Source organism: Psychrobacillus sp. AK 1817, from assembly GCF_008807035.1.
GTDB lineage: Bacteria > Bacillota > Bacilli > Bacillales_A > Planococcaceae > Psychrobacillus > Psychrobacillus faecigallinarum.
The window spans coordinates 730,843-757,180 of the sequence record NZ_CP031739.1 but is presented as its reverse complement, the minus strand read 5'-3'; the positions used below and the strand labels follow the sequence as shown (position 1 = coordinate 757,180).

The 26,338-nt window shown below is 35.9% G+C and carries 26 protein-coding genes, 1 pseudogene and 1 riboswitch; of the genes and pseudogenes, 24 read left to right on the top strand and 3 right to left on the bottom strand.

The window, feature by feature from the left end:
- Positions 1–56 precede the first annotated feature (56 nt).
- Both lysA and D0S48_RS03875 read left to right on the top strand, forming a co-directional pair.
- Entirely contained in the window at positions 57–1,379 is a 1,323-nt protein-coding gene (gene lysA / locus D0S48_RS03880) for a diaminopimelate decarboxylase (protein WP_144536971.1), read from the top strand.
- Between the two features lie 164 nt (positions 1,380–1,543).
- Positions 1,544–1,903, top strand: coding sequence for a GNAT family N-acetyltransferase (locus D0S48_RS03875; RefSeq protein ID WP_144536969.1), 360 nt, complete (start codon positions 1,544–1,546; stop codon positions 1,901–1,903).
- A 2-nt stretch (positions 1,904–1,905) separates the two neighbouring features.
- On the opposite strand, the gene D0S48_RS03870 is transcribed toward D0S48_RS03875, so the two are convergent.
- A complete protein-coding gene (locus D0S48_RS03870; RefSeq protein ID WP_151110199.1) occupies positions 1,906–2,409 on the bottom strand; it encodes a DUF309 domain-containing protein in 504 nt (167 codons plus the stop codon).
- A gap of 54 nt (positions 2,410–2,463) precedes the next feature.
- On the opposite strand from D0S48_RS03870, the gene D0S48_RS03865 reads away from it, so the two are divergent.
- The 12 genes and pseudogenes from D0S48_RS03865 (at position 2,464) to D0S48_RS03810 (ending at position 15,132) form a co-directional block, all read left to right on the top strand.
- Positions 2,464–3,234, top strand: a complete 771-nt coding sequence (locus D0S48_RS03865) for a segregation/condensation protein A (protein ID WP_144536967.1) — start codon at positions 2,464–2,466, stop codon at positions 3,232–3,234.
- Positions 3,215–3,793, top strand: coding sequence for an SMC-Scp complex subunit ScpB (gene scpB / locus D0S48_RS03860; RefSeq protein WP_144536965.1), 579 nt, complete (start codon positions 3,215–3,217; stop codon positions 3,791–3,793). Before D0S48_RS03865 ends, scpB begins: the two co-directional genes overlap by 20 nt.
- 53 nt (positions 3,794–3,846) lie before the next feature.
- Positions 3,847–4,809 (top strand): D-alanyl-D-alanine carboxypeptidase family protein, encoded by a 963-nt coding sequence (locus tag D0S48_RS03855; protein WP_191963866.1) that lies wholly within the window; start codon positions 3,847–3,849, stop codon positions 4,807–4,809.
- 101 nt (positions 4,810–4,910) lie between these two features.
- Positions 4,911–5,645, top strand: coding sequence for a pseudouridine synthase (locus D0S48_RS03850; protein WP_144536961.1), 735 nt, complete (start codon positions 4,911–4,913; stop codon positions 5,643–5,645).
- Between the two features lie 97 nt (positions 5,646–5,742).
- Positions 5,743–6,279, top strand: coding sequence for a thiol-disulfide oxidoreductase ResA (resA, locus tag D0S48_RS03845; RefSeq protein ID WP_305076191.1), 537 nt, complete (start codon positions 5,743–5,745; stop codon positions 6,277–6,279).
- 13 nt (positions 6,280–6,292) lie between these two features.
- Positions 6,293–7,954 (top strand): cytochrome c biogenesis protein ResB, encoded by a 1,662-nt coding sequence (locus D0S48_RS03840; protein WP_151110197.1) that lies wholly within the window; start codon positions 6,293–6,295, stop codon positions 7,952–7,954.
- A 1-nt stretch (position 7,955) separates the two neighbouring features.
- The gene (gene ccsB, locus D0S48_RS03835) at positions 7,956–9,140 is read left to right on the top strand and encodes a c-type cytochrome biogenesis protein CcsB (RefSeq protein WP_151110195.1); all 1,185 of its coding nucleotides are present in this window, start codon (positions 7,956–7,958) and stop codon (positions 9,138–9,140) included.
- Between the two features lie 120 nt (positions 9,141–9,260).
- Complete coding sequence (locus D0S48_RS03830) at positions 9,261–9,977, top strand: response regulator transcription factor (RefSeq protein ID WP_144536954.1); 717 nt, start codon at positions 9,261–9,263, stop codon at positions 9,975–9,977.
- Positions 9,970–11,751, top strand: coding sequence for an ATP-binding protein (locus D0S48_RS03825; protein WP_151110193.1), 1,782 nt, complete (start codon positions 9,970–9,972; stop codon positions 11,749–11,751). Before D0S48_RS03830 ends, D0S48_RS03825 begins: the two co-directional genes overlap by 8 nt.
- 45 nt (positions 11,752–11,796) lie before the next feature.
- Positions 11,797–12,339: pseudogene (gene sigX, locus D0S48_RS03820) on the top strand (RNA polymerase sigma factor SigX); the annotation flags it as partial.
- Positions 12,332–13,585 carry a hypothetical protein gene (locus D0S48_RS03815; protein ID WP_151110191.1) on the top strand — a complete coding sequence of 418 codons (1,254 nt, stop codon included), beginning with the start codon at positions 12,332–12,334 and terminating at the stop codon, positions 13,583–13,585. The pseudogene sigX and the gene D0S48_RS03815, both read left to right, overlap by 8 nt.
- A 664-nt stretch (positions 13,586–14,249) precedes the next feature.
- Positions 14,250–14,384, top strand: a riboswitch (FMN riboswitch).
- A gap of 154 nt (positions 14,385–14,538) precedes the next feature.
- Positions 14,539–15,132 (top strand): ECF transporter S component, encoded by a 594-nt coding sequence (locus D0S48_RS03810; protein WP_144536946.1) that lies wholly within the window; start codon positions 14,539–14,541, stop codon positions 15,130–15,132.
- 151 nt (positions 15,133–15,283) lie between these two features.
- Here the strand turns inward: D0S48_RS03810 and D0S48_RS03805 are convergent, their stop codons facing one another.
- Positions 15,284–15,532 carry a ferredoxin gene (locus D0S48_RS03805; RefSeq protein WP_144536944.1) on the bottom strand — a complete coding sequence of 83 codons (249 nt, stop codon included), beginning with the start codon at positions 15,530–15,532 and terminating at the stop codon, positions 15,284–15,286.
- A gap of 111 nt (positions 15,533–15,643) precedes the next feature.
- Between D0S48_RS03805 and D0S48_RS03800 the strand changes: the two genes are divergently transcribed.
- The 7 genes from D0S48_RS03800 to D0S48_RS03770 all read left to right on the top strand — a co-directional run bounded on the left by D0S48_RS03800 (position 15,644) and on the right by D0S48_RS03770 (position 21,926).
- The gene (locus D0S48_RS03800) at positions 15,644–16,678 is read left to right on the top strand and encodes a YpbB family protein (RefSeq protein WP_151110189.1); all 1,035 of its coding nucleotides are present in this window, start codon (positions 15,644–15,646) and stop codon (positions 16,676–16,678) included.
- On the top strand, positions 16,671–18,080 hold the full coding sequence (locus D0S48_RS03795) for a RecQ family ATP-dependent DNA helicase (RefSeq protein ID WP_151110187.1): 1,410 nt from the start codon (positions 16,671–16,673) through the stop codon (positions 18,078–18,080). The genes D0S48_RS03800 and D0S48_RS03795 overlap by 8 nt, the downstream gene beginning before the upstream one ends.
- A 77-nt stretch (positions 18,081–18,157) precedes the next feature.
- Complete coding sequence (locus tag D0S48_RS03790) at positions 18,158–18,790, top strand: LysM peptidoglycan-binding domain-containing protein (RefSeq protein ID WP_151110185.1); 633 nt, start codon at positions 18,158–18,160, stop codon at positions 18,788–18,790.
- A gap of 73 nt (positions 18,791–18,863) precedes the next feature.
- A complete protein-coding gene (locus D0S48_RS03785; RefSeq protein ID WP_144536936.1) occupies positions 18,864–19,496 on the top strand; it encodes a CBS domain-containing protein in 633 nt (210 codons plus the stop codon).
- Between the two features lie 171 nt (positions 19,497–19,667).
- On the top strand, positions 19,668–20,432 hold the full coding sequence (locus D0S48_RS03780) for a metallophosphoesterase (protein ID WP_191963865.1): 765 nt from the start codon (positions 19,668–19,670) through the stop codon (positions 20,430–20,432).
- 31 nt (positions 20,433–20,463) lie between these two features.
- The gene (locus D0S48_RS03775; protein ID WP_144536932.1) at positions 20,464–21,432 is read left to right on the top strand and encodes a YpdA family putative bacillithiol disulfide reductase; all 969 of its coding nucleotides are present in this window, start codon (positions 20,464–20,466) and stop codon (positions 21,430–21,432) included.
- Between the two features lie 62 nt (positions 21,433–21,494).
- Positions 21,495–21,926 (top strand): hypothetical protein, encoded by a 432-nt coding sequence (locus tag D0S48_RS03770; protein ID WP_144536930.1) that lies wholly within the window; start codon positions 21,495–21,497, stop codon positions 21,924–21,926.
- Between the two features lie 70 nt (positions 21,927–21,996).
- Here the strand turns inward: D0S48_RS03770 and D0S48_RS03765 are convergent, their stop codons facing one another.
- On the bottom strand, positions 21,997–22,977 hold the full coding sequence (locus D0S48_RS03765; RefSeq protein ID WP_144536928.1) for an asparaginase: 981 nt from the start codon (positions 22,975–22,977) through the stop codon (positions 21,997–21,999).
- A gap of 79 nt (positions 22,978–23,056) precedes the next feature.
- Between D0S48_RS03765 and prsW the strand changes: the two genes are divergently transcribed.
- From prsW to D0S48_RS03750, 3 genes are all read left to right on the top strand, one after another.
- Complete coding sequence (prsW, locus tag D0S48_RS03760) at positions 23,057–23,752, top strand: glutamic-type intramembrane protease PrsW (protein ID WP_144536926.1); 696 nt, start codon at positions 23,057–23,059, stop codon at positions 23,750–23,752.
- 535 nt (positions 23,753–24,287) lie between these two features.
- Positions 24,288–25,022: a spore cortex-lytic enzyme gene (gene sleB, locus D0S48_RS03755; protein ID WP_225216089.1), complete on the top strand. Its 735-nt coding sequence runs from the start codon at positions 24,288–24,290 to the stop codon at positions 25,020–25,022.
- A 9-nt stretch (positions 25,023–25,031) separates the two neighbouring features.
- The gene (locus tag D0S48_RS03750) at positions 25,032–26,315 is read left to right on the top strand and encodes a PepSY1/2 domain-containing protein (RefSeq protein WP_151110181.1); all 1,284 of its coding nucleotides are present in this window, start codon (positions 25,032–25,034) and stop codon (positions 26,313–26,315) included.
- Positions 26,316–26,338 lie beyond the last annotated feature (23 nt).

Genomic DNA, 26,338 nt, shown 5'->3' with positions numbered 1-26,338 from the left:
TCCCTTATTCGATATGGTAAAGTTCATATAGAAATGAGGAAAAGAGGCGAGGATACATGGTAATGGTATCAGAGCATGCTGTGAACGAAAAAGGGCACCTATTAATAGGTGGTATTGACTCCTTAGAACTTGCAAAAACATATGAGACTCCTCTGTTTGTATATGATCTGTCTCTTATTAGAGCTAGAGCTAGAGCCTTTTTAGACACATTCAAGCAAGAAAATGTAGTTGCACAGGTTGCCTATGCAAGTAAAGCCTTCTCTAGCGTTGCGATGTACCAAGTGATTGAGCAAGAAGGCTTATCCTTAGACGTTGTCTCCGCTGGAGAACTATATACAGCTATTAAAGCAGGGTATCCTGCAGAGCGTATTCATTTTCATGGTAACAATAAAAGTGTTGAAGAATTAATATTAGCTATGGAGCATAAAATTGGTTGTATAGTGGTGGATAATTTTTATGAAATTGAGCTTTTAAAACAACTAACTGTTAAACTCAACCAAAAAGTGAAAGTTCTTCTGAGAGTGACTCCAGGGGTTGAAGCACATACCCATGATTATATTACGACTGGACAACAAGACTCAAAATTCGGATTCGATTTGATGAATGGACAAGCAGATAAAGCTTTCCAACAGGTTTATAAAGATGAATTTATTGAATTACTGGGATTGCACTGCCATATCGGGTCCCAAATTTTTGAAACAATCGGATTTAAAGTGGCAGCAGAGAAGCTTATTACTAAAATGATTGAGTGGGAAAACACCTTTAATTACGCTTGTACAGTGCTAAATTTAGGTGGAGGGTTTGGGATTAAATATACGGAGCAAGACACACCATTAGAACCGTCTATTTATGTGAAGGAAATGGTGATTGCAGTAAAAGATTTAGTTTCCAAAGCGAACCTAGATATGCCTGAAATATGGATTGAACCTGGTCGTTCGTTAGTAGGGGACGCGGGAACGTCACTTTACACGATCGGCTCGGAAAAAGAAGTGCCAGAAATACGAAACTATTTAGCGGTTGATGGCGGTATGTCTGATAATATTCGCCCAGCTTTATATGGAGCGGAGTACAGTGCAGCTATTGCTAACAAAATGGGAGAACTCAAGGAAGTGGAGTATACCATTGCTGGTAAATGCTGTGAATCTGGTGACAAGCTAATTGAACATATTACACTACCAAAAGCTTCACCAGGGGATATTTTGGCTGTTTTTTGTACAGGTGCATATGGTTATGCAATGGCAAGCAATTATAATCGCATAGCAAAACCCGCCGTTGTTTTTGTTGAAAACGGTCGTCACCAGTTGGCAGTGAAACGAGAAACTCTGGAAGACCTTGTTCGTCTTGACCTTCCCTTCACGTTAGAGAAAGGAAGAGGCTAAGTGAAAAACAAGAATGTTATTTTGTTTCTAATTATATTTATAGTTGGTATAGTATGGGGAGCATTGTATTGGTTCCTTATAGCACCAAATGTTAAACTATAGTTGGACAATTATCATAAAAGGTAGTAAAGTTCTTTTAAAGAAATTAAAAGAGGGTCTAAAACATGTTATGTCGTTATAAAAAAGCATATGAAAAAATTTCTATGGGGCTGTTGTCTTTCATGCCCAATGAAAAAGATTTAAAAAAATTGCTAGAAACAATTCATCAATATGAATCTAATCCAGATTGGCATTTATTTGTTTGGAAAAAGGATGAAGATGTAGTAGGAATTGTAGGGGTTCGTATGGAAGGCACTGAAGGTGTCATTCAGCATATTTCTGTGAATCCTTCTCATCGAGGTGAAGGTATTGGCAAAAATATGGTTCAAACACTGTCGAATATTTTACAAACCACCACTGTAAAACCAACGGAAGAAATAAAACCTTTCTTTGAAAAATGCAATGCAGATAAAGAAGAGAACTGACCTTAGTGGCCTTCTCTTCTTTTTTTCTGTTTTTCTCGTTCTTCAAGTATTTCAGAGCGATCTCTAAGCATATGTTTATGAATAAGAAAATTTCGATCTTCTTCCTTTACGAATGGTATCTCCTCAACCCGGGAAAGAAGCTCCTTGTTTTGGATGTCAATTTGAAATCCTAAAAATGGTTCCTGCCTTTGGATAGAATTATAGGCATTTGTAGCATCTTGGTATAATCGATGAAAATTAATAGTTTCAAAGAAGGGAGAGTGACTTGTTTCTTTCATTCGCTTAATACTGCCACCCATTGTTTTTAGTGCTCCTGAAAAATTCCCTCTACGCCAATGGTACATAGAAGTGGAAAGTAGGATAAGTGCAGCCAAAGAATGTACTTTTTGGCGAGGTGCAACTTCCTTCCAATAGTCTTCTAACAGCTCGTGGCATTCGAAATAATCGTTGATGTCATTAAATTCTTTTAAAAATTGAACAAAATTAGGATGGAATGTAGGGTGCATTACAATCACCTTTCCTCTATAATTATGATTAAAATTAATATTAGGTGGAGTTTTATGTCTTACGAAGTAAAAACAGAAGCATTTGAAGGTCCACTCGATTTATTATTACATTTAATAAATCGTTTGGAAATAGATATATATGATATTAAAATGGCCGAAATCACCACGCAATATATGGAACACATACATGCGATGCGTGTGCTGGAGTTAAATGAAGCAAGTGAATACTTAGTGATGGCCGCTACCTTGCTCTCTATTAAAAGTAAAATGCTTCTTCCGATTCATCAGGATGATCAACTGGAAGATGATTTTGATATTAATCTTGACGATCCTAGGGACGAGTTAGTTCTTAAATTAATAGAGTACAAGAAATACAAAGAAGCTGCTAGTAATTTGCAAGAGTTAGAAGAAACTCGAAATCTATTTTACACTAAGCCTCCAACGGATTTGAGTGGCTATCAAAGCAATCAGCAATTGGCCTTGTTTGATCTTGAAGTAAATGTTTACGATATGCTTGGTGCTTTCCAGAAGATGCTTCGGAGAAAACAGCTAAATGCTCCTCTCCATACTCGCGTAAGTAAACAAGAGGTCTCCATTCGAGAGTCGATGAATAATGTAATCTCTACATTAAAAGAGCATAATGGAAGACTGTCATTTTATGAGCTTTTCCCTACTAGAGATAAAACAACAATTGTTACTACTTTCTTGGCAATATTAGAGCTTATGAAACGACAGGCGGTCAAGGTTGAGCAGAAGAAAAATTTTGAAGATTTATTTGTTCAACTAGGAAAGGAAATAGAAATATATGAAGAAATTGAAGAGTAAAATAGAAAGCCTCTTATTTGTTAGTGGAGAAGATGGCTTAACAAAGAAACAGCTTGCATTTTTAACGGAGGAAGATGAAGAAAATGTAAGAGAAGCTTTAGACTCGCTTATGATGGAATATGAAGATTCTGAGGAAAGAGGAATTCAACTTAAACAACTTGCTGGCACGTATCAATTAGTAACGAAGGAAGAAAACGTGGATTGTATTCAAAAGCTAGTTGAAAATCCTACTACTCAATCTCTATCTCAGGCATCTTTGGAGGTTTTGGCTATCATCGCATATAAGCAGCCTATTACAAGGGTAGAAATAGAGGATATAAGAGGAGTGAAATCAGAAAGACCGATACATACTTTATCTGCTAAAGGACTAGTTCAAGAAGTTGGACGTGCAGAAGGAACGGGTAGAGCTATCTTGTACGGCACCACACAGGAATTCCTACAGTACTTCGGTTTAAAAGATATAAGTGCATTGCCTCCTTTACCAGAAGATGTGGAAGTAGACGATATGGGAGACACCGATTTGTTTATGACCAAGTTTCAAGAGGCATTTGAAGGATAGAAATAAATGAAAAAGGAGTATTTTCCATTTACAAAAAAGCGTTTATACTAGTTTTGTTTTTTCTTTTAATAAATATTAGTAATGCCCATGCAACCTCATCCTCCTATGCTGTTATTGATGCTAAGACAGGAAGACTATTGCTTGGAAGTAATGCGGATGTAGAGTTGCCTATTGCAAGTCTTACAAAGGTTTGGACGGCTTTGACTGTGTTGGATAATGCCACACTTGATGAAGAGATCACAATTTCTTCTGTTGCTGCTGCCCAGGAGGGTTCCTCGCTCTATTTACAGCCTGGTGAGGTCTGGACAGTTAACTCCTTACTGCATGGTCTTATGCTTCAATCAGGAAATGATGCTGCATACGCTTTAGCAGAGCATACAGGAGGGTCATTAGAAGGTTTCGTTAAGCTGATGAACGAGAAGTTTGAATTAGCAGGGTTAGATCATTCTCACTTTACGAATCCGTCAGGTTTACACAATGACGATCATTACGCTTCTGCACATGACATGGCTAATATGTTCCGTTTAGCACTCCAAAATGAAGACTTTAAAAAAATCTCCTCCGCCAAAAATTTTGTGCCAGAGGAACGTTCGATCAAATGGAGAAATAAGCACAAACTAATACACTTCAACGAGTACACCGTTGCCGGAAAAACTGGCTATACGAAGAGAGCAGGAAGAACCCTTGTCACTTATTTAAAAGATAAGGATAAGGAAGTTATAGTAGTGACATTGAACCACTCGAATGATTGGAATACTCATGTCTCCTTGGCTGAGCAAGTCTTTCAAAACTATGAGAATGTTAAGGTAGTGGAAAAAGGGAAATATCAGCTATTTCAAAAAGACGTGATAGAAGTAAAAAAAGACTATTATTTATTGTTGAATAAAGAGGAACAGGATCAGTTGAATAATGTTCTAATTATTCCTCGTAATAACAACGAGAAAAAGCCTTATTTGTGGAAAGTAATGATTGATAAAGATGTTGCACTAGAATTTAATGTGAAGAAAGTCAAATAATTTTGAGAAGACAGTTTTTCCAAAAGACTGTCTTCTTTTATTTTATGTAAAAGTGTGACATAATTCACTCATGTATGGAAAGAATGGACGAGGTGAATTACTTGGAAAGATTACAAAAAGTATTAGCACACGCAGGTGTTGCTTCTAGAAGAAAAGCTGAAGAGTTAATTTTGGAAGGAAAAGTAAAAGTAAACGGTAAAGTAGTGAAGGAATTAGGTACAAAAGTTTCTGACTCTGATACGGTGGAGGTTGAAGGAGTAAAGTTAGAGAAGGAACAAAAAAAATACTACTTACTTTATAAGCCAAGAGGAGTTATTTCTGCAGTAACGGATGACAAAGGTAGGAAAACCGTGACGGATTTATTGCCTCATGTTACAGAACGCCTATATCCAGTAGGAAGATTAGATTACGAAACGTCAGGAGTACTACTTTTAACAAATGACGGAGATTTCTCGTATGCGTTGACCCACCCTAAATTTAAAGTGGACAAAACCTATGTGGCGAGACTTAAAGGAATACCACTTAAGGAACAATTAAGACCTCTTGAGCGTGGAGTTGTCTTAGAAGACGGCAAGACCGCACCGGCAAGGGTAAAGCTTTTGTCTTCTGAAAAGAAAACGAATAAGTCGATTGTAGAAATCACTATCCATGAAGGAAAAAATCGTCAAGTACGACGCATGTTCGATGCAATTGGTTTTCCTGTGCAAAAACTAAAAAGAGAACGATTTGGCTTTCTAACTTTGCATGGCTTAAATGCAGGGGAGTGGAGAGAACTAACAACTCATGAGGTAAAACAGCTCAGAGTTCTTGCTGAAACAGGTAAAATAGGTAAATAACAATGAAAAGTTCACAAAGCCTTCATATGTCCTTCTCAATTTGGACATTAATTTTGATATAATATTGTCGGCAATGCATGGAATGGAGGAAATAAATTTGGCTCAATCCAAACAAAAACGTTTTTACATAAGAGCAGTTATTTTAGTAGTACTTACACTAGCAATTGTATTTACAATTTTCTCTAACGTGACTAAAGAAAAAAATGCAGTTTTACAAGTCGGCGATAAAGCACCGGATTTCCATGTGGTAGACACGAATGGAGAACAGCATAAGCTTTCCGATTACAAAGGACAAGGCATCTTTTTAAATTTCTGGGGAACTTGGTGTAAACCTTGTGCAAAGGAAATGCCTGCAATGGACAATCAGTACAATGTCTACAAAGATCAAGGTGTTCAGACTCTAGCTATTAATGTTGGAGAATCGGATTTAAAGGTAAATCGTTTTGCTAACCGTTATGGCTTAACATTTCCTATTGCAATCGATCAAAACAAAAGCTTGTTGGATTCCTATAATATTGATCCGCTACCAACAACCTTTTTGATTAGCCCGGAAGGTAAGATAGAAAAGATTATTAAAGGTGAGATGACCGAGCAAGATATTGCAAATTTCATGGAACAAATCAAACCTTCCTAAAGGAGTCTTTTAGATGGACAAGATAGTTTGTAAATGTGGGCACGTCAACCCTGCAGGTACAGAGCTTTGTGAAAGCTGTGGACGCCCTTTAAGTCAACAATCGAGAGAACAAAAGATTGTTGATATGAGATATGAAGGGTCTGCAAGACGTTCTCAAACCTATAACAAAACAATAATTGATAAAATCTGGAATTTCTTCTCTAGTGTAAAAGTCGGAATGTGGATTATCGTTGCTATCCTAATAGCTGCCGCTATAGGAACTATTCTGCCACAGGTTTTTTATGTTCCTGCAACGAGAGAAGAAGATATTGCAGCGTATTATGAGAGAGTGTATGGATGGTTTGGAACATTATATTATGAATTAGGACTTTCTGATCTTTATAGCTCCTGGTGGTTCCAAACGCTAGTGGGAATGCTAGGTATTTCTTTAGTCATTGCAAGTTTGGATAGAGTAATACCACTTTACAAATCTCTTAAAAAACAAAAAACAAAAAGACATATTAGCTTTTTGAAACGTCAGCGTGTATTCGGCGCAGCAGAAGTAGAAGCTCCTGTCGAATCTCTTGAGAAGGCGGAAGAAAAGCTTAAGTCAATGAAGTATAAGGTTAAACGAGAAGGAAATGCAATTCTTGCAGAAAAAGGTCGTTTTTCCAGATGGGGGCCTTACGTAAACCATTTAGGTTTAATACTTTTCCTGTTTGGTGTTATGCTACGTGCAATCCCAGGGTTTTATGTAGATGAAACTATGTGGATAAGAGAAGGAGAAACTCTTTACATACCACAAACAGATGGTTATTTCTTAGAGAGTAAGGATTTCATCTATGAAACATATACAAAAGAAGAGTCAGAAGAAGTTTTTGGTGAAGCACTTGATAGAGTGGGATCGATTGCTAAAAATTATCAAACGGATGTAGCTTTATATAAAGGGCCAGATGATGCAGTCGCTGGTCATCCCGAAGACTTAAAGTTAGTGAAGGAAGAGTCCATCCAGGTTAATGAACCTTTGAAATTTGATAATTTCTCTGTGTTCCAGATGGATTTCCGTCTTAATGAATTAAAGTCTATGACTTTCCATTTGGAGGACAAAGCTACTGGTACTGATCATGGTCAGTTTACGGTGGAGTTATCAAATCCACAAAGTATGTACGAGTTAAATGATGGTTATAAGGTAGAAATCGTAGACTACTACGCTAATTTTTCTGGTTTTGTAGATGGTGAACCTCAATCAGAGACTCCTGAGCCTAAGAATCCTGCATTTTTAGTGAAAATGTACAGCCCGGAATATCCAAAAGGTGAAACTAGTTTTGTCATGATTCAAAATACATTAGAACCTTTAGGGGAAACAGAATATAAAGTTAAATTTGAAAGTGTAGAAACTAGAGATATGTCAGGTCTTACAATTCGCAAAGATTTAACACTTCCTATTCTAATGCTTGGTGGACTTATCTTTATGATTGGTGTTGCACAAGGGTCTTATTGGAACCATAGACGTATTTGGCTTCAATATTTAGAGGATGGACAGATGGTAGTAGCTGCTCATACGAACAAAAACTGGATGAGCGTTAAGAAGGATATCGATGAGGTTTCGAAGATAACCAATATACCACCATACGAAGATCAGCAAGATTTAGATGCAAAACAAGAAAAAGAGGAAACAGAGGAAGGTGTAAAATAAAATGACAATGGTTTCTGTAAGTGAGACTTTATTGTTTGTAGCGTTTGTCGCTTATTTGGTTGCTACGTTTTTATTTGGTGGAGCAGTCAAATCTTCAAGTGCAGCAGCTACAAATTCATATAAACGATGGGGAAATTTAGCAATTATAGTGACGATTATTGGTTTTGTAGCTAACTTGGGTTATTTTATTACCCGTTGGATTGCTGCTGGACATGCACCAGTAAGTAACTTATTTGAATTTACTACAGCATTCGGAATGCTCGTAGTAGGAGCTTTTATACTTATTCACTTTATCTATAAAACTCCTGCTCTTGGTCTTTTTGCATTGCCTATAGCAGTGCTAATCATTGCCTATGCAAGCATGTTCCCAAAGGATATCACTCCATTAATCCCAGCTCTAAAAAGTCACTGGTTAACTATTCATGTTATTACAGCAGCACTTGGTGAAGCTATATTAGCAATCAGTGCAGTAGCGGGTTTAATATGGTTACTAAAAAATATCGACCTAACAAAACCGTCTAAGCAACGTTTTTGGATAGAAGCAACCATGTACCTTTTAGTTTTAGTTTTAGGTTTCGTTATTTCAACTGTTTCATTTTCTGCAGTAGATTATTCAGCAGAATATTCTTATATAGACAAAGAAGGAAATCCACATGATATAGAATATAACCTACCAGCACTATTTGGTATGAATGAATCAGAGGTTATTACTGATGGGGCTATGGAACCGCTAATTGAAGTTCCACCTTTAATTAATGGTAAGAAGTTAACGACTGTTGTATGGGCAGTCCTATTCGGTACAGTACTTTATGGATTACTTCGATTAATCTTACGTAAACGTATTGCTACAGTTTTACAGCCATTAGCTAAAAAAGCTAATTCTCAACTAATGGATGAAATCGGGTATCGCTCTGTATTAATTGGCTTTCCTGTATTCACATTAGGGGCTCTAATATTTGCAATGATATGGGCTCATGAAGCTTGGTCTCGTTTCTGGGGCTGGGATCCAAAAGAAGTTTGGGCTCTTATCACATGGTTATTCTATGCGGTATTCTTACATTTAAGATTGACAAAAGGATGGCAAGGTGAAAAATCTGCATGGTTGGCATTAATAGGTTTTATCATCATTATGTTTAACCTTATTGCTGTAAACTTAATCATTGCGGGTCTTCACTCATACGCATAAGTAAGTCAAAAGTAGTGTCAAAAAGCTCTACATTCAGCAGAATGTAGAGCTTTTCTTTTCTTTTATGTTAAGTAATTGTACAATATAGAATAGATGTAGATAGAAGGGTATGATATTTAAATGTCAGAAATGATAAAACTTTTAGTAGTAGATGATGAAGAACGTATCCGTCGTTTGTTGAAAATGTATTTAGAAAGAGAAGGGTATATGGTAGAGGAAGCTGAAAACGGAGAAGCTGCTCTTTTACTCGCTTTAGAAAATGAATATAATTGTATTCTCCTAGATATTATGATGCCTGAAAAAGATGGTATAGAGGTTATTACAGAGCTTCGAGAACATAAAGACACACCAGTTATTCTTTTAACAGCTAAGGGCGAAGAAGCTAATCGTGTAGAAGGCTTTGAATTGGGAGCGGACGATTATATTGTAAAACCTTTTAGTCCAAGAGAGGTTGTTCTTAGAGTAAAGGCACTTCTGAAAAGATCAGCAGCATTTTCTCCATCACAGACAGTTTCCATTTCTAAGGATATTGTTGTATTTCCTCATTTAACCATTGACCATGATGCACATAGAGTCACTGCAGATGGTGAAGAAGTTAGCTTAACTCCAAAAGAATATGAATTGCTTTACTTCCTTGCTAAAGCGCCAGATAAAGTTTTTGATCGGGAACAGCTGTTAAAAGAAGTTTGGCATTACGATTTCTTTGGAGATTTACGTACAGTAGATACACACGTAAAAAGATTACGTGAAAAATTAAATAGAGTTTCTGAAAAAGCTGCGAAAATGATTGTAACTGTTTGGGGAGTTGGCTATAAATTCGAGGTAGGAAATGAATAGGATTTGGAATAGTGTGGTCGGGAAGCTATGGGGAACCATATTGCTTCTCGTCTTATTTGTGTTGTTTATCGTTACAGTCCTAATGCTAGAATTTTTAGAAGACTTTCATACAGAACAAGCGGAAGAAATTCTTAGACAAGAAGCTGCTACTATAGGGAAAATTGTAGAACAGCATGAAAATCTAGAGAATTCCCTCTCCATTATTAGTGATATTTTAGGCTCGGAAACAAATACATTAATTGTAAGAAATGCAGATTCTGTATTCCTCTCCGTTCAAGAGGGTCTCAATAAAGAAGTTATCAATGATAAAATATTAGAAGACGAGCAGCTTTCCAAGATTTATACTTCGGATAAAACAATTATTAAGAAAATGCTAATGCCATCCATGACAGAAGAAAATCGAATGGAAAACTATATAATTTTGGCATCTCCTCTAGAAGCTGACGAACAGGTTCATGGAGCAGTTTTTATTTATCAAAGCTTAGAAGTTGTAAATAAAACCTCTAATAATACGACAAAAATTGTATTTCTGTCTGGATTTATAGCTCTGTTACTTACAACCTTGCTTACTTTCTTCCTTTCTTCTAAAATCACATCTCCCCTTCGATCGATGCGAGAGGCGGCTTTAGAGCTAGCTAAAGGAAACTTTGAAACGAAGGTACCTTATACGCAAAGAGACGAGATAGGGGAGCTTGGCTCTGCATTTAACAGAATGGGTAAGCAATTAAAGCATCATGTGGAGGTAATCAATCAGGAAAAGGAACAGCTTTCAAGTATTCTTACTTCTATGACAGATGCCGTAATTACTTTCAACAAAGAATTTCAAGTACAGGTAAGTAATCCACAGGCTGACCAACTGTTAAATAAATGGCATGAAGAAAATGACATTGCTAACAAATCAGATTTACCTGATGAACTTCAGCATCTTCTAGAGCATGTATTGCATTTAGAAGAAGAATTAGATGAGGAATTAGAAATAAGAGGATCATACTTCTCTGTGTCGATCAGCCTTCTTTATAGCAATGAATCTGTTCGTGGGGCAGTGGTCGTATTGCGCGACATGACTGAGCAACATAGATTAGACAAAATGCGTTCAGATTTCATCGCTAATGTTTCTCATGAGCTAAGAACACCTATTTCTATGCTGCAAGGATACAGTGAAGCCATTATCGATGAAATAGTCACGACAGAAGAAGACAAAAATGAAATGATTCGGGTTATTTATGATGAATCTAAACGTATGGGTAGACTTGTAACAGAGTTATTAGATTTAGCGAGACTTGAATCAGGTTATTTGAGCATACACAAAGAAAAAGCAGAAATTGTTTCGGTAATCGAAAGGATTACCCAAAAATTTGACCAAGCTGCGAAAGAAAGTAATGTTAGCTTAAAGTTTGATCACAATATACCTTCTGAGGAATTAATCGAAATTGAGATAGACGAAGATCGTATGGAACAGGTTTTAACGAACTTAATTGATAATGCTTTAAGGCATACTCCGGAAGAAGGCTCTGTTTCCGTACTGTTAGAGAAATCCAAAAACCAAATCATTATAAAGGTATCAGATACTGGATTTGGTATACCTGCGGAGGATTTACCTTATATTTTTGAGCGGTTTTATAAAGCCGATAAAGCTAGAACTAGAGGGAAAGCTGGCACTGGCCTCGGCCTTGCTATTGCGAAAAATATAGTCGAAAGACACGAAGGTCACCTATCAGCAGAAAGCACAGTCGGGGTAGGCACAACATTTATTATTCAATTGCCATTAAGCTAATGTAACAAATCGGGAGATGAAACGACTAATTGAAAGAACGGGGGGAGCATTATGAATGACTCCGTTTTCCACCGCTTGTATGATACCTATCATCAAGACGTTTTTCAGTTTTTGATCTATCTAGTTAAAGATAGACAAACTGCGGAAGACTTGGTCCAGGAGGTTTATGTTCGTGTTCTAAGAGCTTACAGTAAATTTGAGGGAAAAAGCTCCGAGAAAACATGGTTATTTTCAATTGCAAAAAATGTAGCTATTGATCATTTTCGAAAGCATTCCGTTAGAAAGAAAAGAATGTTTGATGCTTTTGACTGGGAATCTACACAGCTTGCATCAAAAGACATGTTGCCGGAGGATTTTACTGTTTTAAATGATGAAATGAAAGCCTTGCTACTAGCTTTAGATACATGTACTGGAGATCAGAAAATGGTAGTCATTATGAGATATTTTCAAGAGCTGTCCATTGCTGAAACCGCACAAGTATTAAATTGGACAGAAGGTAAGGTAAAGACTACTCAGCATAGAGCTATTAAATCACTTCGAGAAAAATTATCTGATAAACAAAAGGAGGGTAATGTTTTACATGAGTAATCAAGAAGAAAAGAATAAAGCGTTAGATGAGCTCTTACACAACATGCCCAAGTTCACAGATAATCGTTCGAAGGATGAAGTATACAATCGAGTGAAGTTAGAAATGGATTCTTCCGATTTAAATAAAGTCATACGAAATAATAAATGGTTTTCTAAATGGATGCCACTTTTAGTGTCTGTTGCTTCTGTTTTGTTGTTAACGTTCTTAATTTCTTCATACTTGGGCACAAGTAGTGAAAAATCTGCAATCCAGCAACAGGCTACAGACAAATCGGACATGTTGAGAACGTTGGACGTTGCTCCTGCCTCTGAGGTAGAAACAACAGAGGGCGGAATGGAAGCCAAGGAAGATGCGGCTATAGAAAATTCAAATGATGTAGTCAATTCTTTAGCTGTCGAAAGTGAATTAGTGCCCGTTCAAGCCTTTAACAACGCTAGAACTGTATATGAAGATGATTTAAATGATGGAATTCCATTTCATTTTTCTGTAACAGAAGGGGCAGAAGCTTACCCAATCACAATAATTATACCTAAGGATAAAATAAACGAAGATTTTACTGACGGATTGCCAAATAGTCTTCAGTTATATGAAAAATATGCAAGCACTATAGATGAATCTGCTCTAGGGTTCGAGGAATATTTGCCCTTGCAAGGTAATTTGGTTTCAGATGGCGATACGCTTCAACACTATTTACCTAAAGGGCATGGTTATGATGCTGCTTCAGCTACTTCCGGAGTGTATACTGATACAATTCGTCATATTTTTAAGGACTTTTCCTTCCTAGAACGATTAAGTGAGGATGGCACAGCTATCAATTGGGACCAAGTAGGAGTAATAGGGAAAAAGGAATTGGCAAGCGGAAACAAAGAACGAATGTATTTTAAACACACAATGAATAGCGGACTGACATTCCTTGTTCCAAAGGATGCTAAGTTTGAGAATGCTTTTAAAGATATGCCAAAATCAGCAAATGATCTTTATACGACTGTTGTACCGAAAGATGTTAGTTATGAGGTATCAGAGGAAGGCAACACGGTTGTAATAACATTTGACGAAGCATTAGATTTGGCAACATTGGAATATGAAGATTCTATTCTTATGATTGAAGCCTTTACATTAACAGCTGCAAGCTTCGATAAAACAGTTCGTCTAGAAAATGTTGTACAGAAGCAATGGGATCGATTTGATTTGACAGCTACTTTACCAATCCCAATTGGCCCTAATGGGTACATGATGAACCACTGAATAATAAAGAATCGACCTACTAATTAGTCGGTCGATTTTTTTATTGGGTTTTTTATTCGAAAAAAGTGTTTTATAACCGGATAGAAAAATTTATGACCGTTCGGACGAGTTTTATGACCGGATAGAAAAATTTATGACCGTTCGGACGAGAGTTATGACCGGATAGAAAAATTTATGACTGTGCGGACGAGTTTTATAACCGGATAGAAAAATTTATGACCGTTCGGACGAGATTTATGACCGGATAGAAAAATTTATGACCGTTCGGACGAGAGTTATGACCGGAAAGAAAAATTTACGACCGTTCGGACGAGATTTATGACCGGATAGAAAAATTTATGACCGTTCAGACGAGAGTTATGACCGGAAAGAAAAATTTATGACCGTTCGGACGAGAGTTATAACCGGATAGAAAAATTTATGACCGTTCGGACGAGTTTTATGACCGGATAGAAAAATTTATGACCGTTCAGGCAAGTTTTATAGTCGGAAAGAGTTAGTTATTACAATTATATAAGGTGAACAAAAAAACACTGTACTTTAATTTCATAAAAAAGGTTCATCTGTTAATATACTTAAATCGAAACAGTTGTATTGCATATATTAATATAGTTTGATAAAATGATTGTAATTCGAGATAGTCTTGAATGACAATAAAATATTGATTCATCTTCGGGGCAGGGTGAAATTCCCGATCGGCGGTATTAGAAGAGTTTTTTCTTGAGCCCGCGAGCCGTAAAAGGCAGGATTTGGTTAAATTCCAAAGCCGACAGTATAGTCTGGATGGGAGAAGGTGAAGGTGCAGTCGTTTTTCGTATGCTCTTATACGGATACGCTTATTTAAGTGTACCTTTTTCTCCTTTAAGCTTTATTTGCTTAAGGGATTTTTTGAGTATTGATAACGAACTGAACCTTTCTTCTTGTGGAGTGAATCGCAAAAGGAGAGAGGATTTATGGCAAAAAGTAAGACGCGAATGCTTATTGCAATCGCAATGCTAAGTAGTATTTCTTTCGTTTTAATGCTGCTTGCATTTCCGTTACCAGTTTTACCAGCTTATTTGAAAATTGACTTCAGTGATATCCCAGCATTAATTGCTGCTATCACAATGGGGCCAGTTGCAGGAATCATTGTAGCTTTCATGAAAAACGTACTAGATTGGTTCTTTTCAGGAAGTCCCACAGGCGTTCCAGTCGGTCATATGGCTAACTTCGCAACTAGTATTTTGTTTTTGACACCTGTTTATGTCATTTATCGTAAAGTTTCTTCCTCTAAAGGGATTGCTTACGGCTTAGGCGTCGGGACAGTTTGTATGGCTCTTGGTATGAGCCTGTTAAATTATTATGTTTTCTTACCAATGTATTCGTACTTTTTAAACTTCCCAGCGGAAACAGGAACAGCTTTATTTAATTCTATCATTTACGGTATTTTACCGTTTAATCTGATAAAAGGTATTATAGTTACAATTGTTATGGTTGTTCTATTTAAACGATTGAAGCCTATACTAGACAAGGTGAGCGAGTCGTTTAAAGTTCCAAATATAAATTAAAGATATGTATGACTGCTGGCAAACTAGACAATTTCTAGTTTGTCTGCGGTTTTTATTTTTTTGTAGGTATAGCATTAACCTGCCACTTAAGTTTATAGAAATATAAAAAGCCAAGAAAAATGAGCTAGTCATCCTTCTTGGCATTAATATACTATTCAAATTTTAGAGCGTCGCCTTCAAATGATTCTTCAGCAACTTTAATGGAATCGGTAGGGCAGCCTTCAAATGCATCCTCCATGTCTTCCATCAGTTCCTCTGGAACTTCCGTTGTTCCCGTGTTATCATCTAAAATAACAAAGGCAATACCTTCATCGTCATAGTCATATATGTCTGGAGCAGCTGCTCCGCAAGCTCCGCATGCGATACACGTATCTTTATCTACTATAGTATATTTTGCCATTAGTATATTCTCTCCTTTAATTCTACTTATAAGAATTAGCTATCTTATTCATTCTAAAGCTGTTTACGTTTCTTTTCAACAAAAATACTTTCAAACTGTGAGGTATTTAAATTGTATTTTAGCCAACTATTACTAAATATTATTCAAAAATTTAATGGGGAACGGTCAGCAATGGCTTCCTTTTACTTATTAAAAGGGAAAAAATCTGGACAAACCATTCAAGATGTCACTTATTTTAATCTACATCGTTTTTTCTCTATTTATCCGAAGTTAACACAAGAAGAATATAAGCAGCAGTTGTTTAAACTCCAACAAAACAACTGGATTGAAGAGGAAGATTCTCTACTAAGGATTAGTCATAAAGGTTTAAAACAGTTAACTGGATATACAGAACCTTTGTTTAATGGCTGGGAGCTAAGGGGAAACGAAAAATTGTTCTGGTCAAGATTAGAATTAGTAGTCCAAACACTATCTTATTTTAATAAAAATGAAACTAGATTTATTCCCAATCAAAAAGATTATTCGGTTCACCAGTTTGTGAAAGATTACTTACGAGGGAGAGACTATAAATCATCAACATTTCAAAAGGACTTTAAAAATCAGTTAGAGCATTTACTTCAAATTGCTGAGTTACAGGAAATACATCGTATACTATTAGTCTATCGAATGAGCGGTTATCACATTAGTGGGCTCACATGGGAGCAATTAGCACTGGAGTGTGGAGAATCTATTATAGATATGAAGCTTCAATTTGTAGAAGCGTTGCATATTGTCTTAGATAACATCAATCAAGAAAGTCATCCAGATTTAATAGGTTTAACAAAAGAGATTTTTGTACATAGTCCTTTAACACAATCCGCTTTAAAGACCGAACAGCTTTTAAAGGAAGGTTACTCTATCCAAGATATCGCTGCCCTAAGATCTTTAAAAGCAAATACAATCGAAGATCACTTAATAGAAATAGCAGCAGCTGATCGAAGTTTATCATTGACATCATTTATATTGAACGACCAAATAAAAAAAGTGCTAGAATTCTCCAATAAACATCAAACCAAAAAATTGAGGTTAATTCGCGAGAACATACCTGAGTTAAGCTATTTTCAAATTAGACTGGCTTTAGCTAAAGGGGAGAAAGAAAATGGATGAACTTCAACACATTCTTCAAACAAGGTTTGGATATAAAGATTTTAGAGAAGGACAGAAGGAAATAATCGAAAAAGTCCTAGCTGGAGAGGATGTAGTAGCTATTTTGCCCACTGGGATGGGTAAATCGTTGCTGTTCCAGCTACCAGCATATTTAAAGAATGGAGCGGTGCTAATAGTATCCCCTTTGCTTTCTTTAATGCAGGACCAGGTAGAGCAGTTAAAAATGATGGGAGAAAAAAGAGTAGTGGCCATCAATTCATTTTTATCCTTCGAGCAAAGAGAAAAGGCGTTATCTGGTTTACAAAATTATAAATTTATTTTTACATCACCTGAAATGTTACAGAATGAGCGTTTTCAAAGAAGGTTAGCTAGTTTAAATTTAGCTTTTATAGTTGCTGATGAAGCGCATTGTATTTCCCAGTGGGGATTTGATTTCCGACCTGATTATTTAAGGATCTCTGAGTCGCTTAAATCGTTAAGAAAGGCAAATGTGCTAGCCTTAACTGCTACAGCCACAAAGGAAGTTGTAAAAGATATAAAAACTACCTTGTTAATGGAACAGCCATTTGAATATATTCATTCCTTGGATCGTCCTTATATTGCTTACGAAGCACATGAGGTGGAGAGCCAAAAAGAAAAGGTAGAATGGATATTAAATAGGATTACTAGCACTACTGGACCTGGTATATTATATAGTCAGTCGAGGAAAAAAACTGAATTTTATACAGAAGAGTTACAAAAAAAGGGCATCAGAGTCGCTTATTATCATTCTAAAATGGATCAAGATGACCGTATTCTCATTCAGCAACAGTTCCAACAAGGCCATTTAGATTGGATTTGTGCTACGAATGCTTTTGGAATGGGTATACATAAGGATAATATTAGACAAATTATACATGATCATATACCAACCTCCGTTGCCAATTATATGCAAGAGGTTGGACGGGCAGGTAGAGACGGAAAACAGTCCATTGCCTCCATTCTTTATATGTTATCCGATGTAGAACAAGCTTATTTTGTTGCGATGCAGGATTTTCCCGACGAACAGGATATTATCCTTGCATATCAGACCAATGAAAATCAGGTGCAGTTATCTGAAACAACGGAAAGAATTTTAGATTATTGGAAAATGGTATTGTCAACAGAGGAAACTATAGAACTGTTTAAGAATATTCGACAAAAAAAATGGATAGAAATTCAAAGCTTGTACACGCTATTACAAAATGAGAATTGTATTAGGGAACAGGTAATTGCCTATTTCGATCAAAAGCTGATAGACAAGCCTTTAAATTGCTGTTCAAAATGTTCTTTAAATCTTCAAGAGTTATTTCATTTACACGATAAACCCCTTATCCATGCTACAGTATTAGATTGGAAAAGTAGATTAGGCAGTATCCTATAATACTTAACAACATTTACATTTTCAACAAAATTCGTCATAATAGTAGTAGATAAGTGGAAGAATGGAGTTTGACTAATATGAGTAAAGATGATTATCAAAAAAAGATTGACGAACATAGACAGTCCATTGGTGTAGAGAGTGAAGCAACTGAATTGAGAAGAAGTAGAAGAAATCCACCAGGTAAAAAGAAAAAGAAAAAGAATATACTCATCCCATCCTTGTTTTTTATATTTATCTTATTGCCTGCAAGTGTTTTGATTTATGTACAATTTTTTTATCAACCAGAAAGCGAAGCCTCAACTGAAGACGAAGGAATCATACAGGTTGTTACTAAGCCAATTTCGAATTTGAACAGCAGCAGTGAAGAAGAGGAAGAAAAAGAAGAGGCAAACGAAACGGAAGAAAATCAAACTTCAGAAGCAGAGAAGCCAGAAGATACAACAGAAGTGCCTCAATCAACTCCAGCCCCTCCGGCAGTTGAACCTAAAGAAAAGGAGGAGGCAGCAACACCAGCACCAACTCAGCCTAAAAAAGAAACTGTACAAGAACCAAAAAAAGACGCGAAAACTCATATAGTTAAGGGTAATGAAACATTATATCGAATCGCGATGAACTACTACAATAATCCAGAAGCAGTCGAAAAGATAAAAGCTGCAAATGGACTAGCTTCCAATGAAATTTATGAAGGACAAAAATTAATTCTGCCATAATCACAAGTTGGAAGGATAAATTCACTTTTTATAGAATATATAGGTATAGACCGTTTTGGAAAGAGGTGTTTGTATGTTTGTAAAAAGTGTAATGATACCAAAGGAAAAATGCTTAACTATTAAAGGCAATGCTTCAGTTTTGGACGCTTTAAATGAACTAGAGGCAAAGGATATTGATGCATTACCAATTATTGAGGATGGAAAGTATAAGGGGATGTTTAACAAGTACCTTTTATACAAGGCGTTCTTTTATAGCAACACAGATAAAGATACTTTTTTGAAACAAACAAAGGTATCTGATGTTGTAACAAGGGAAGATACATTTGTTCAAACTAGTGATGTGTTTGAACAGGCTTTTATGAAGCTATATGATTTTCCAATTTTAGCAGTAGTAGAAGATGAGAAGTTCTTAGGCATAGTCACACGCTATGACACAATTCATCAGTTTAAAAGTGCATTTGGTATGAATACAAAGGGCACTCGAATTGCCTTTACTTCTGTAGAATCTGAAGGAAGAATTCTGAAAATGTCCGACATTTTGCATAAGTATCACACTTCTGTAATTTCGCTAGTAACATTTGATGAAACTGACAAGCTAGTGCGCCGAATAGTTCTTAAAATTGACAATGAGCAAAAATTAGATCGAATTATTCAAGACTTAGAAAAGTCAGGTTTTCGAGTGTTACATATTGATAAAGATGAGTAATATAATCAATATAACGAATGGTTTAAGGACAGGGATAAAATCCCTGTCTTTTTGCTTGAAAGATAATATAGTCATGCTGAAGCTATAGCTGATACCTCTCGTGTTTCCCCATTTGCTTTTCGGGGTAGATATAGGCGCTTGTGCTTTTTTATAATGGTTAGGGGGGATTTAATGTTGTATATAGTAATAACAGTTTTGGTATTTTGCTTGCTTCTTTTCACATATATGCTCTTTTTAGCATTTCAAACGAATGTCAAAGAACATAGTCTCTGTGTAAAAGAAATACCTAAAGGAGAGCAATTCCATATATTTTTTATATCTGACATTCACCGTCGGAAAATTAAAGATGAACTCATCCACAGTATTATCGGAAAGGTGGATGTAGTAGTTATTGGTGGAGACCTCACGGAAAAAGGAGTACCATTGAATCGGACAGAATTCAATTTAAAGCAATTAAAAAAGCTTGGCCCTGTTTTTTATGTTTATGGTAATAACGACCGAGAAGTCGGAGAAAGTAACTTATTAACTTTGTTCGAATCCCTTGATATTCATATTTTGAACAATAGTTCTGTAGTTCTTTCTAATCTAAATCCTTCCTTGCGATTAGTAGGTATTAATGATGGCTTTGTCGGAAAAGTAAATATAGCAGAAGCCTTCGAGGATGTAAAAGAAGAGGATATCTTAATTTTTGTAACACATGCACCAGCATTCTTTCATGCGGCTCAAAAAATAAGTAACCCACGATTAATGTTGGCTGGACATTTACATGGCGGTCAAATTCGTATTGGTCCTTTAGGGATATATGAAAAGGGTAGTTTTAGATTGAAGGAAAATAAAGCAGAGTTAATAAGCAATGGGTTTGGTACTACAGGCGTACCGCTGCGCCTTGGTGCTAAACCAGAATGCCATATCATTACTCTTAAAGGTTGTAAATGATTAGTAAAAAGTAAGAAAGGAAGTTTTGTACTTGGAACAAATTATTGATGTAGTAGTAGTTGGAGGAGGACCTTGTGGAATTTCTGCAGCAATTTCCACACAAGAGTTAGGATTAAAAACGCTCATTATAGAAAAGGGTAACATTGTAAATGCGATATATAATTATCCAACCCATCAAACTTTCTTTAGTACCAGTGAAAAGCTTGCCATTGGAAATGTACCGTTTATCGTAGAGGAAAGAAAACCAAAAAGAAATCAAGCCTTGGTTTATTATCGCGAAGTAGTAAAACGTAAAAATATTCAAGTTAATAAATATGAGCATGTAAAAAATGTGGAAAAAGCTTCGAATCATTTTGTCATTACAACTTCTAAGGGCTCTTATAAAGCGAAAAATGTTATTATCGCTACGGGATATTATGATCATCCAAATTATATGGGTATTCCTGGAGAAAAACTGCCAAAAGTATTCCATTATTTTAAGGAAGGGCACCCTTACTTTGCCCAAAATGTTTTGGTGATAGGGGGCAAAAACTCAGCTATCGATGCTGCACTTGAACTCAATAAGGCGGGCGCGCATGTGACAGTAGTGTACCGTCAAGGGCAATATTCACAAAGTATTAAGCCTTGGGTTCTACCAGAATTTGAAGGCTGTGTACGTAATAATGAAGTAAATATGCACTTCAATACGGAAGTTATGGCTATAAATGATGATAGTGTAACTTTAAAGGGTCCCGACGGTGAATTTACGATTGAAAACGACTTTGTTTTCGCTATGACAGGTTATCATCCAGATCATTCATTTATAGAAAAGATGGGTGTAGCAATAGATGCCACTTCCGGTAAACCCTTTCACAACCCGGATACGATGGAGACTAATGTAGAGGGGATTTTTATAGCTGGAGTAATCGCTGCGGGCAATAATGCAAATGAAATTTTTATAGAAAACGGTCGGTTTCATGGAGAACAAATTGCTACAGAAATAAAGAGAAAAGCTTTGTAAGAAAGTGCGCATGTGAATAAACAAACATCTGTTAAAACTGTCTTCTATAAAGGAGTTTCTAAATGATTGAAATTATTACCGATGTACATAATCTGGAAGGTACTTGTTATATAGAGATATTACCTGATATATATAAAGGGGAATGCTGGAATACTTCTTCTATTTATTTCACAGAAGAGAACTTTAGCTATATGCTGCCCGTCTTCGAGAAGTGCTGTAAAGAATTTGATTATTACGCATTCAATGAAATTGATATAGATACGTGGAAAGTGATTTCTTTCGAATTAGAACAACTAAAAATATTTTTAACTGAAAAACCTATTAAAATTAGCTTGAAAGAAGTATTGGGTTTTCCATTTGTTTATTCCGAAAAAGAATTTATGGAAAACTATGATACAAATAGTGCGCAACTTATTACAATGATTACTCAATTTCAATTATGGATACAGAAAAAAAGTTTAGTAACAAGTTTTATCTCTGTTTTAGGTATATAAATAAAAGAACATATTATTTAACAAAAAGAAGAAAGCAAAATAGCTTTCTTCTTTTTGTTAAAAACTATAGCTATTTCTCTTGTCTACTAAATATACTATGTAGAGCTTGCTCAGGGTTCAGATGGTTTAAGGCGATCAGGAGAGCTAGTCGAGCTTTTTGCCCGTTTAGACCTTGAGCGAAAATCACCCCACGCTCCTTCAATCCTTTTCCTCCACCTACATATCCATATACGTCCTGCGCAATGCCATTAAAGCATCTTGACACTAAAACAATGGGTATATTCTTTTCTAAAATATCATGGATAACGGGTACTAAGCTTGGTGGAACATTACCTTGACCCAATCCCTCTAGAACAATACCATCAAACCCTAAGTTAACCGATGCCTCAAGAAGATCAGGCTCCATTCCTGCATATACCTTAAACAGAGCAACCCTTTTGTTAATTTGTTGAATCGGAAATATTGGTTGATGATTAGGTGAATGATGAAAATACACAATAGACTTAGAGATAAATCCTATAGGTCCATACTGAGGACTCTGAAATGTACTTACATTGCTAGCATGTGTTTTCGTTACGTTCTCGGCTGTATGTATTTCGTCATTTAATACTACTAATACGCCTTTACCTTGTGCATCATCTGATGAAGCTACTTGTATAGCAGCTACTAAATTGTATAAACCATCCGATCCTATTTCGTTTGCCGATCTCATAGCTCCAGTAAGTACGATGGGAATAGTGGTTCCAATGGTCAAATCTAAAAAATAGGCCGTTTCCTCTAATGTATCGGTTCCGTGTGTAATAACTACTCCATCAATATTTCCTTCTTGAATGTATTGATCAATTAATTGTTTAAGTCGTAACATTTCAAAAGGGGTAATATGTGGTGATGGGAGATTAAAGATTTCAGTTTCTATAATATTTGCAAAGCCCTTTAGTTTTTCTGCCTCCACCATAAGTGGATTTTTTTCGGACGGCATCACAGCACCTGTATCTACATTTACTTGCATAGAAATAGTACCGCCTGTATGGATGAGTAAAATTGTTTTCAATTATATAACCTCCAATTTTTTTACAAAATGATTAGAAATTATTGTATACTATTATTAGTAATGTGGAAGGAGTAAGAAAATGTTCGTACTACTTTCCTGTGCAATAGCACCGGCTCTTGCGCTTTTAAGTTATTTCTATCTTCGAAAAGAAATTTCGAAAGAACCTTCAAGACTTTTGTTACATACTTTTATTTATGGTGCTATATTAACATTTCCAATTATGTTTATTCAGCACGTTCTAACTGAGGAGCATTTGTTTGATACTCTATTTTTACGCAATGTTTTAGTGACAAGCGCTTTAGAGGAATTTTTTAAATGGTTGATTTTAATGGTAGCCTTATACAACCACATTGACTTTGATGATCCATATGACGGAATTCTATACGGAGCAAGTGTTTCTCTTGGATTTGCCACGGTAGAGAATATCCTTTACCTCTTAAACTTCGGAATGGACGAAGCTTTTTTAAGAGCATTACTTCCCGTTTCGAGTCATGCATTATTTGGGGTTGTCATGGGATTTTATATTGGAAGAGCTAAATTTACTTCTACCAAAAAAATAAAATATGAGGTTTTTTATGCATTAGCTGCCCCATTGTTTCTACACATAATTTATAATAGCATACTAACCTTCACAGGGTTAGAAATATTGTTAATGGTACCGTTTATGCTGTTTTTATGGATTTTTGGCCTGTCGAAAGTAAAGCAGGCACATATCTTATCACGTAGAACAAGATTTGAAAAGCACGAATATTTTATAAGGGAAGATACAAATTAGTTCATATCACAATGATTCACTAACAAAACTTTGGTGGAATAAATTTATATCAACAAGATGGATCTTGACTATTAGTCATGATCCATTTTTATTTTAGGGATATTAGCGTTGTGTGAATGTGAGGATTTTTGAGAAGCTGATAGAATTTTTAATCAGTTATCCATCATCAATATCATTACTACTAAAATTGGAAATTAATTTTAATATAAAAAAAGACCAATTTCTTAATTTTAAATTTTGAAATTGGACTTTTTTAGTTACTCAAGAATTCATAAAAAGCTCCCGCTTCAGGTGAAAATCAACTATTAAAAAAGTAAGCAAATACAAGCGTACTTAATAGCTAAAGAATAAATCTTGCATAATAAAACTAAGAACTCCGAATATAAGTTAATTTATCTCTTACTGAAAGACTCCTTTTTAAAAGTTAATATGTATAAACTAATCCAGTTTATCCAAGCTAGTTAAAAAGGAGAGATGTCATATGAAACAGATTAAATACATCCTAATTGGCTTAATATTTTGTACAGCCAGTTATATGTTGTTAACTAAAGAACAAACAACTCAAGCATTCTCCGAACAAATAGTTCAGCGGGGAGCATATGGGGACGATGTAATCGAATTACAAGCCAGATTACAGTATATAGGCTACTATACCGGTGAAATTGACGGCAAGTTTGGTTATGGAACTTACTGGGCGCTTCGAAACTTTCAAGAGAAGTATGGATTACCGGTCGATGGAATGCTTGGGGAGAGTACTAAATCGAAATTAGTGAAAGCGTCAAAATTTGACAAAGCATATGTACATGAACAAATTAACAAAGGCAAAAGCTTTACTTATTATGGTAACGAGAGTCTAGATAATCAAGTCAAAAATGAAAAACCAGATAGTACTAATATGCAGTTACCACCTGAATATAGTGAAAGGGATTTAAAGCTAATCGCTAACGCAGTTTATGGAGAAGCACGAGGGGAGCCTTATGAAGGGCAAGTTGCAGTAGCTGCAGTAATTCTCAACAGGATAGAGCACCCCGACTTCCCTAATACTGTTAGTGAAGTTATTTTCCAACCATTAGCTTTCACAGCAGTTGCAGATGGGCAAATTTGGTTAGAACCAAATGAACGTGCTAAAGAGGCAGTGTTAGACGCATTAAATGGATGGGATCCATCTGAAAATGCCATCTATTATTTCAACCCAGACACAGCAACTAGTCAATGGATTTGGTCAAGACCGCATATCAAAAAAATCGGACAGCATATTTTTTGCTCATAAGGAGACCATATGAAAAAATTTGGATGGGTAATAGTTATAGCTGCTTTAGCCATATTTGTTGTTTACCATTTTAATGTGCAGGAGCAAAATACAAACCTTAAAAATGCTCTAGCAAGTCAATATTCTAATCAGTTAAACTCTGCTTCAGAAAAGCTCACAGAGTTAAGCGATTCAATCGATGAGACATTAATATTCAAGGATGAAGCATCATTAGATCGTCCGCTACAGGACGTTTGGAGACTTTCTTCCGATATCAGAGCTTCCATCTCGGCATTGCCTATAGACCAAGAGACTTCATCTGGATGGATGAACTATTTAACTCGAATTGGTAATGGAGCAGCTCAAGTACGAGCTGGTAAAGTACCGATTGAAGAGTGGCAAACCAACATGGTAGACGCCCGTGGGAATTTGAGAAGTTTATCAGATCAGTGGGCATTTACCAATCGAGATGATGGAAATAAGGACTATATAGTAACTTCATTTGTCCAAAATAAATTAAGTAAGGAAAGTCAAAAAAATTGGAAATCGCTTGGTGCTTCGGTTAAAGCCTATACAGAAAGTGATTTTCCGATGACAGCGAGTGAAACCGATCAACAAAAGAAAAAGGATTTACAGCATATTTCGGACGAGCCAGTAAGCGTTGAAGATGTAAAAGAAAAATTCGCTAAACTCTTCCCAGAGTTAGCCGATGCAAAAATACATGTTACAGAAAGCGGAAAGGATGCTCCTTATCCTTTTTATCATATTGAATTTCATAAAGGCATTCGTATAGGTTATGCGGATTTCACTAAAAAAGGAGGCCATCTTTTATCTTTCTTAATGGAAAGACCTTTCGATAAAAATTCAATCGATACGGAGAGTATGAAGGAAAAAGCTTTAGCCCAAATGAAGAGGCTTGGATTCGCGGATACTGAGTTGATAGAATTTAGAGAAAATACAATTGCTTGGCATTTAGCATTTGCTCGTAAGGATGCCGAAAATAATGCTATTGTTTATGCGGATGGTGTTCATCTCAAAATAGCTAAAGATAATGGGGAGCTATTAGGTTTAAATGCAATGGAATATATTCAAGAGGAAAAAATAGCTAGTCAAAAAATGGTGCCATTAGACTATAAAGAAATTTTTGCTGATGATTTAAAAATTGAAGAAGAGAAGATGGCATATGTAGAAAATGATGAATTACAGCAAAGACTTGCTTACGAATTATTGACTAGAAGCGATAAGATAGGAACTTATAAAGTCTATATCGACGCGGAAACTCACGAGATTCTTCAATCGGAGAAACTGCCTTAAAATAATATATAGAAAAATCCCTC

Coding starts and splice junctions, on each gene's coding strand:
- D0S48_RS03805 (WP_144536944.1), bottom strand. CDS start 15,532: ATGGCAAAATATACTATAGTAGATAAAGATACGTGTATCGCATGCGGA.
- D0S48_RS03825 (WP_151110193.1), top strand. CDS start 9,970: ATGAATAGGATTTGGAATAGTGTGGTCGGGAAGCTATGGGGAACCATA.
- D0S48_RS03770 (WP_144536930.1), top strand. CDS start 21,495: ATGATTGAAATTATTACCGATGTACATAATCTGGAAGGTACTTGTTAT.
- scpB (WP_144536965.1), top strand. CDS start 3,215: ATGAAGAAATTGAAGAGTAAAATAGAAAGCCTCTTATTTGTTAGTGGA.
- prsW (WP_144536926.1), top strand. CDS start 23,057: ATGTTCGTACTACTTTCCTGTGCAATAGCACCGGCTCTTGCGCTTTTA.
- D0S48_RS03875 (WP_144536969.1), top strand. CDS start 1,544: ATGTTATGTCGTTATAAAAAAGCATATGAAAAAATTTCTATGGGGCTG.
- D0S48_RS03815 (WP_151110191.1), top strand. CDS start 12,332: ATGAGTAATCAAGAAGAAAAGAATAAAGCGTTAGATGAGCTCTTACAC.
- D0S48_RS03865 (WP_144536967.1), top strand. CDS start 2,464: ATGTCTTACGAAGTAAAAACAGAAGCATTTGAAGGTCCACTCGATTTA.
- D0S48_RS03810 (WP_144536946.1), top strand. CDS start 14,539: ATGGCAAAAAGTAAGACGCGAATGCTTATTGCAATCGCAATGCTAAGT.
- ccsB (WP_151110195.1), top strand. CDS start 7,956: ATGACAATGGTTTCTGTAAGTGAGACTTTATTGTTTGTAGCGTTTGTC.
- lysA (WP_144536971.1), top strand. CDS start 57: ATGGTAATGGTATCAGAGCATGCTGTGAACGAAAAAGGGCACCTATTA.
- D0S48_RS03870 (WP_151110199.1), bottom strand. CDS start 2,409: ATGCACCCTACATTCCATCCTAATTTTGTTCAATTTTTAAAAGAATTT.
- sleB (WP_225216089.1), top strand. CDS start 24,288: ATGTTGTTAACTAAAGAACAAACAACTCAAGCATTCTCCGAACAAATA.
- D0S48_RS03780 (WP_191963865.1), top strand. CDS start 19,668: ATGTTGTATATAGTAATAACAGTTTTGGTATTTTGCTTGCTTCTTTTC.
- D0S48_RS03785 (WP_144536936.1), top strand. CDS start 18,864: ATGTTTGTAAAAAGTGTAATGATACCAAAGGAAAAATGCTTAACTATT.
- D0S48_RS03790 (WP_151110185.1), top strand. CDS start 18,158: ATGAGTAAAGATGATTATCAAAAAAAGATTGACGAACATAGACAGTCC.
- D0S48_RS03750 (WP_151110181.1), top strand. CDS start 25,032: ATGAAAAAATTTGGATGGGTAATAGTTATAGCTGCTTTAGCCATATTT.
- D0S48_RS03795 (WP_151110187.1), top strand. CDS start 16,671: ATGGATGAACTTCAACACATTCTTCAAACAAGGTTTGGATATAAAGAT.
- D0S48_RS03840 (WP_151110197.1), top strand. CDS start 6,293: ATGGACAAGATAGTTTGTAAATGTGGGCACGTCAACCCTGCAGGTACA.
- D0S48_RS03830 (WP_144536954.1), top strand. CDS start 9,261: ATGTCAGAAATGATAAAACTTTTAGTAGTAGATGATGAAGAACGTATC.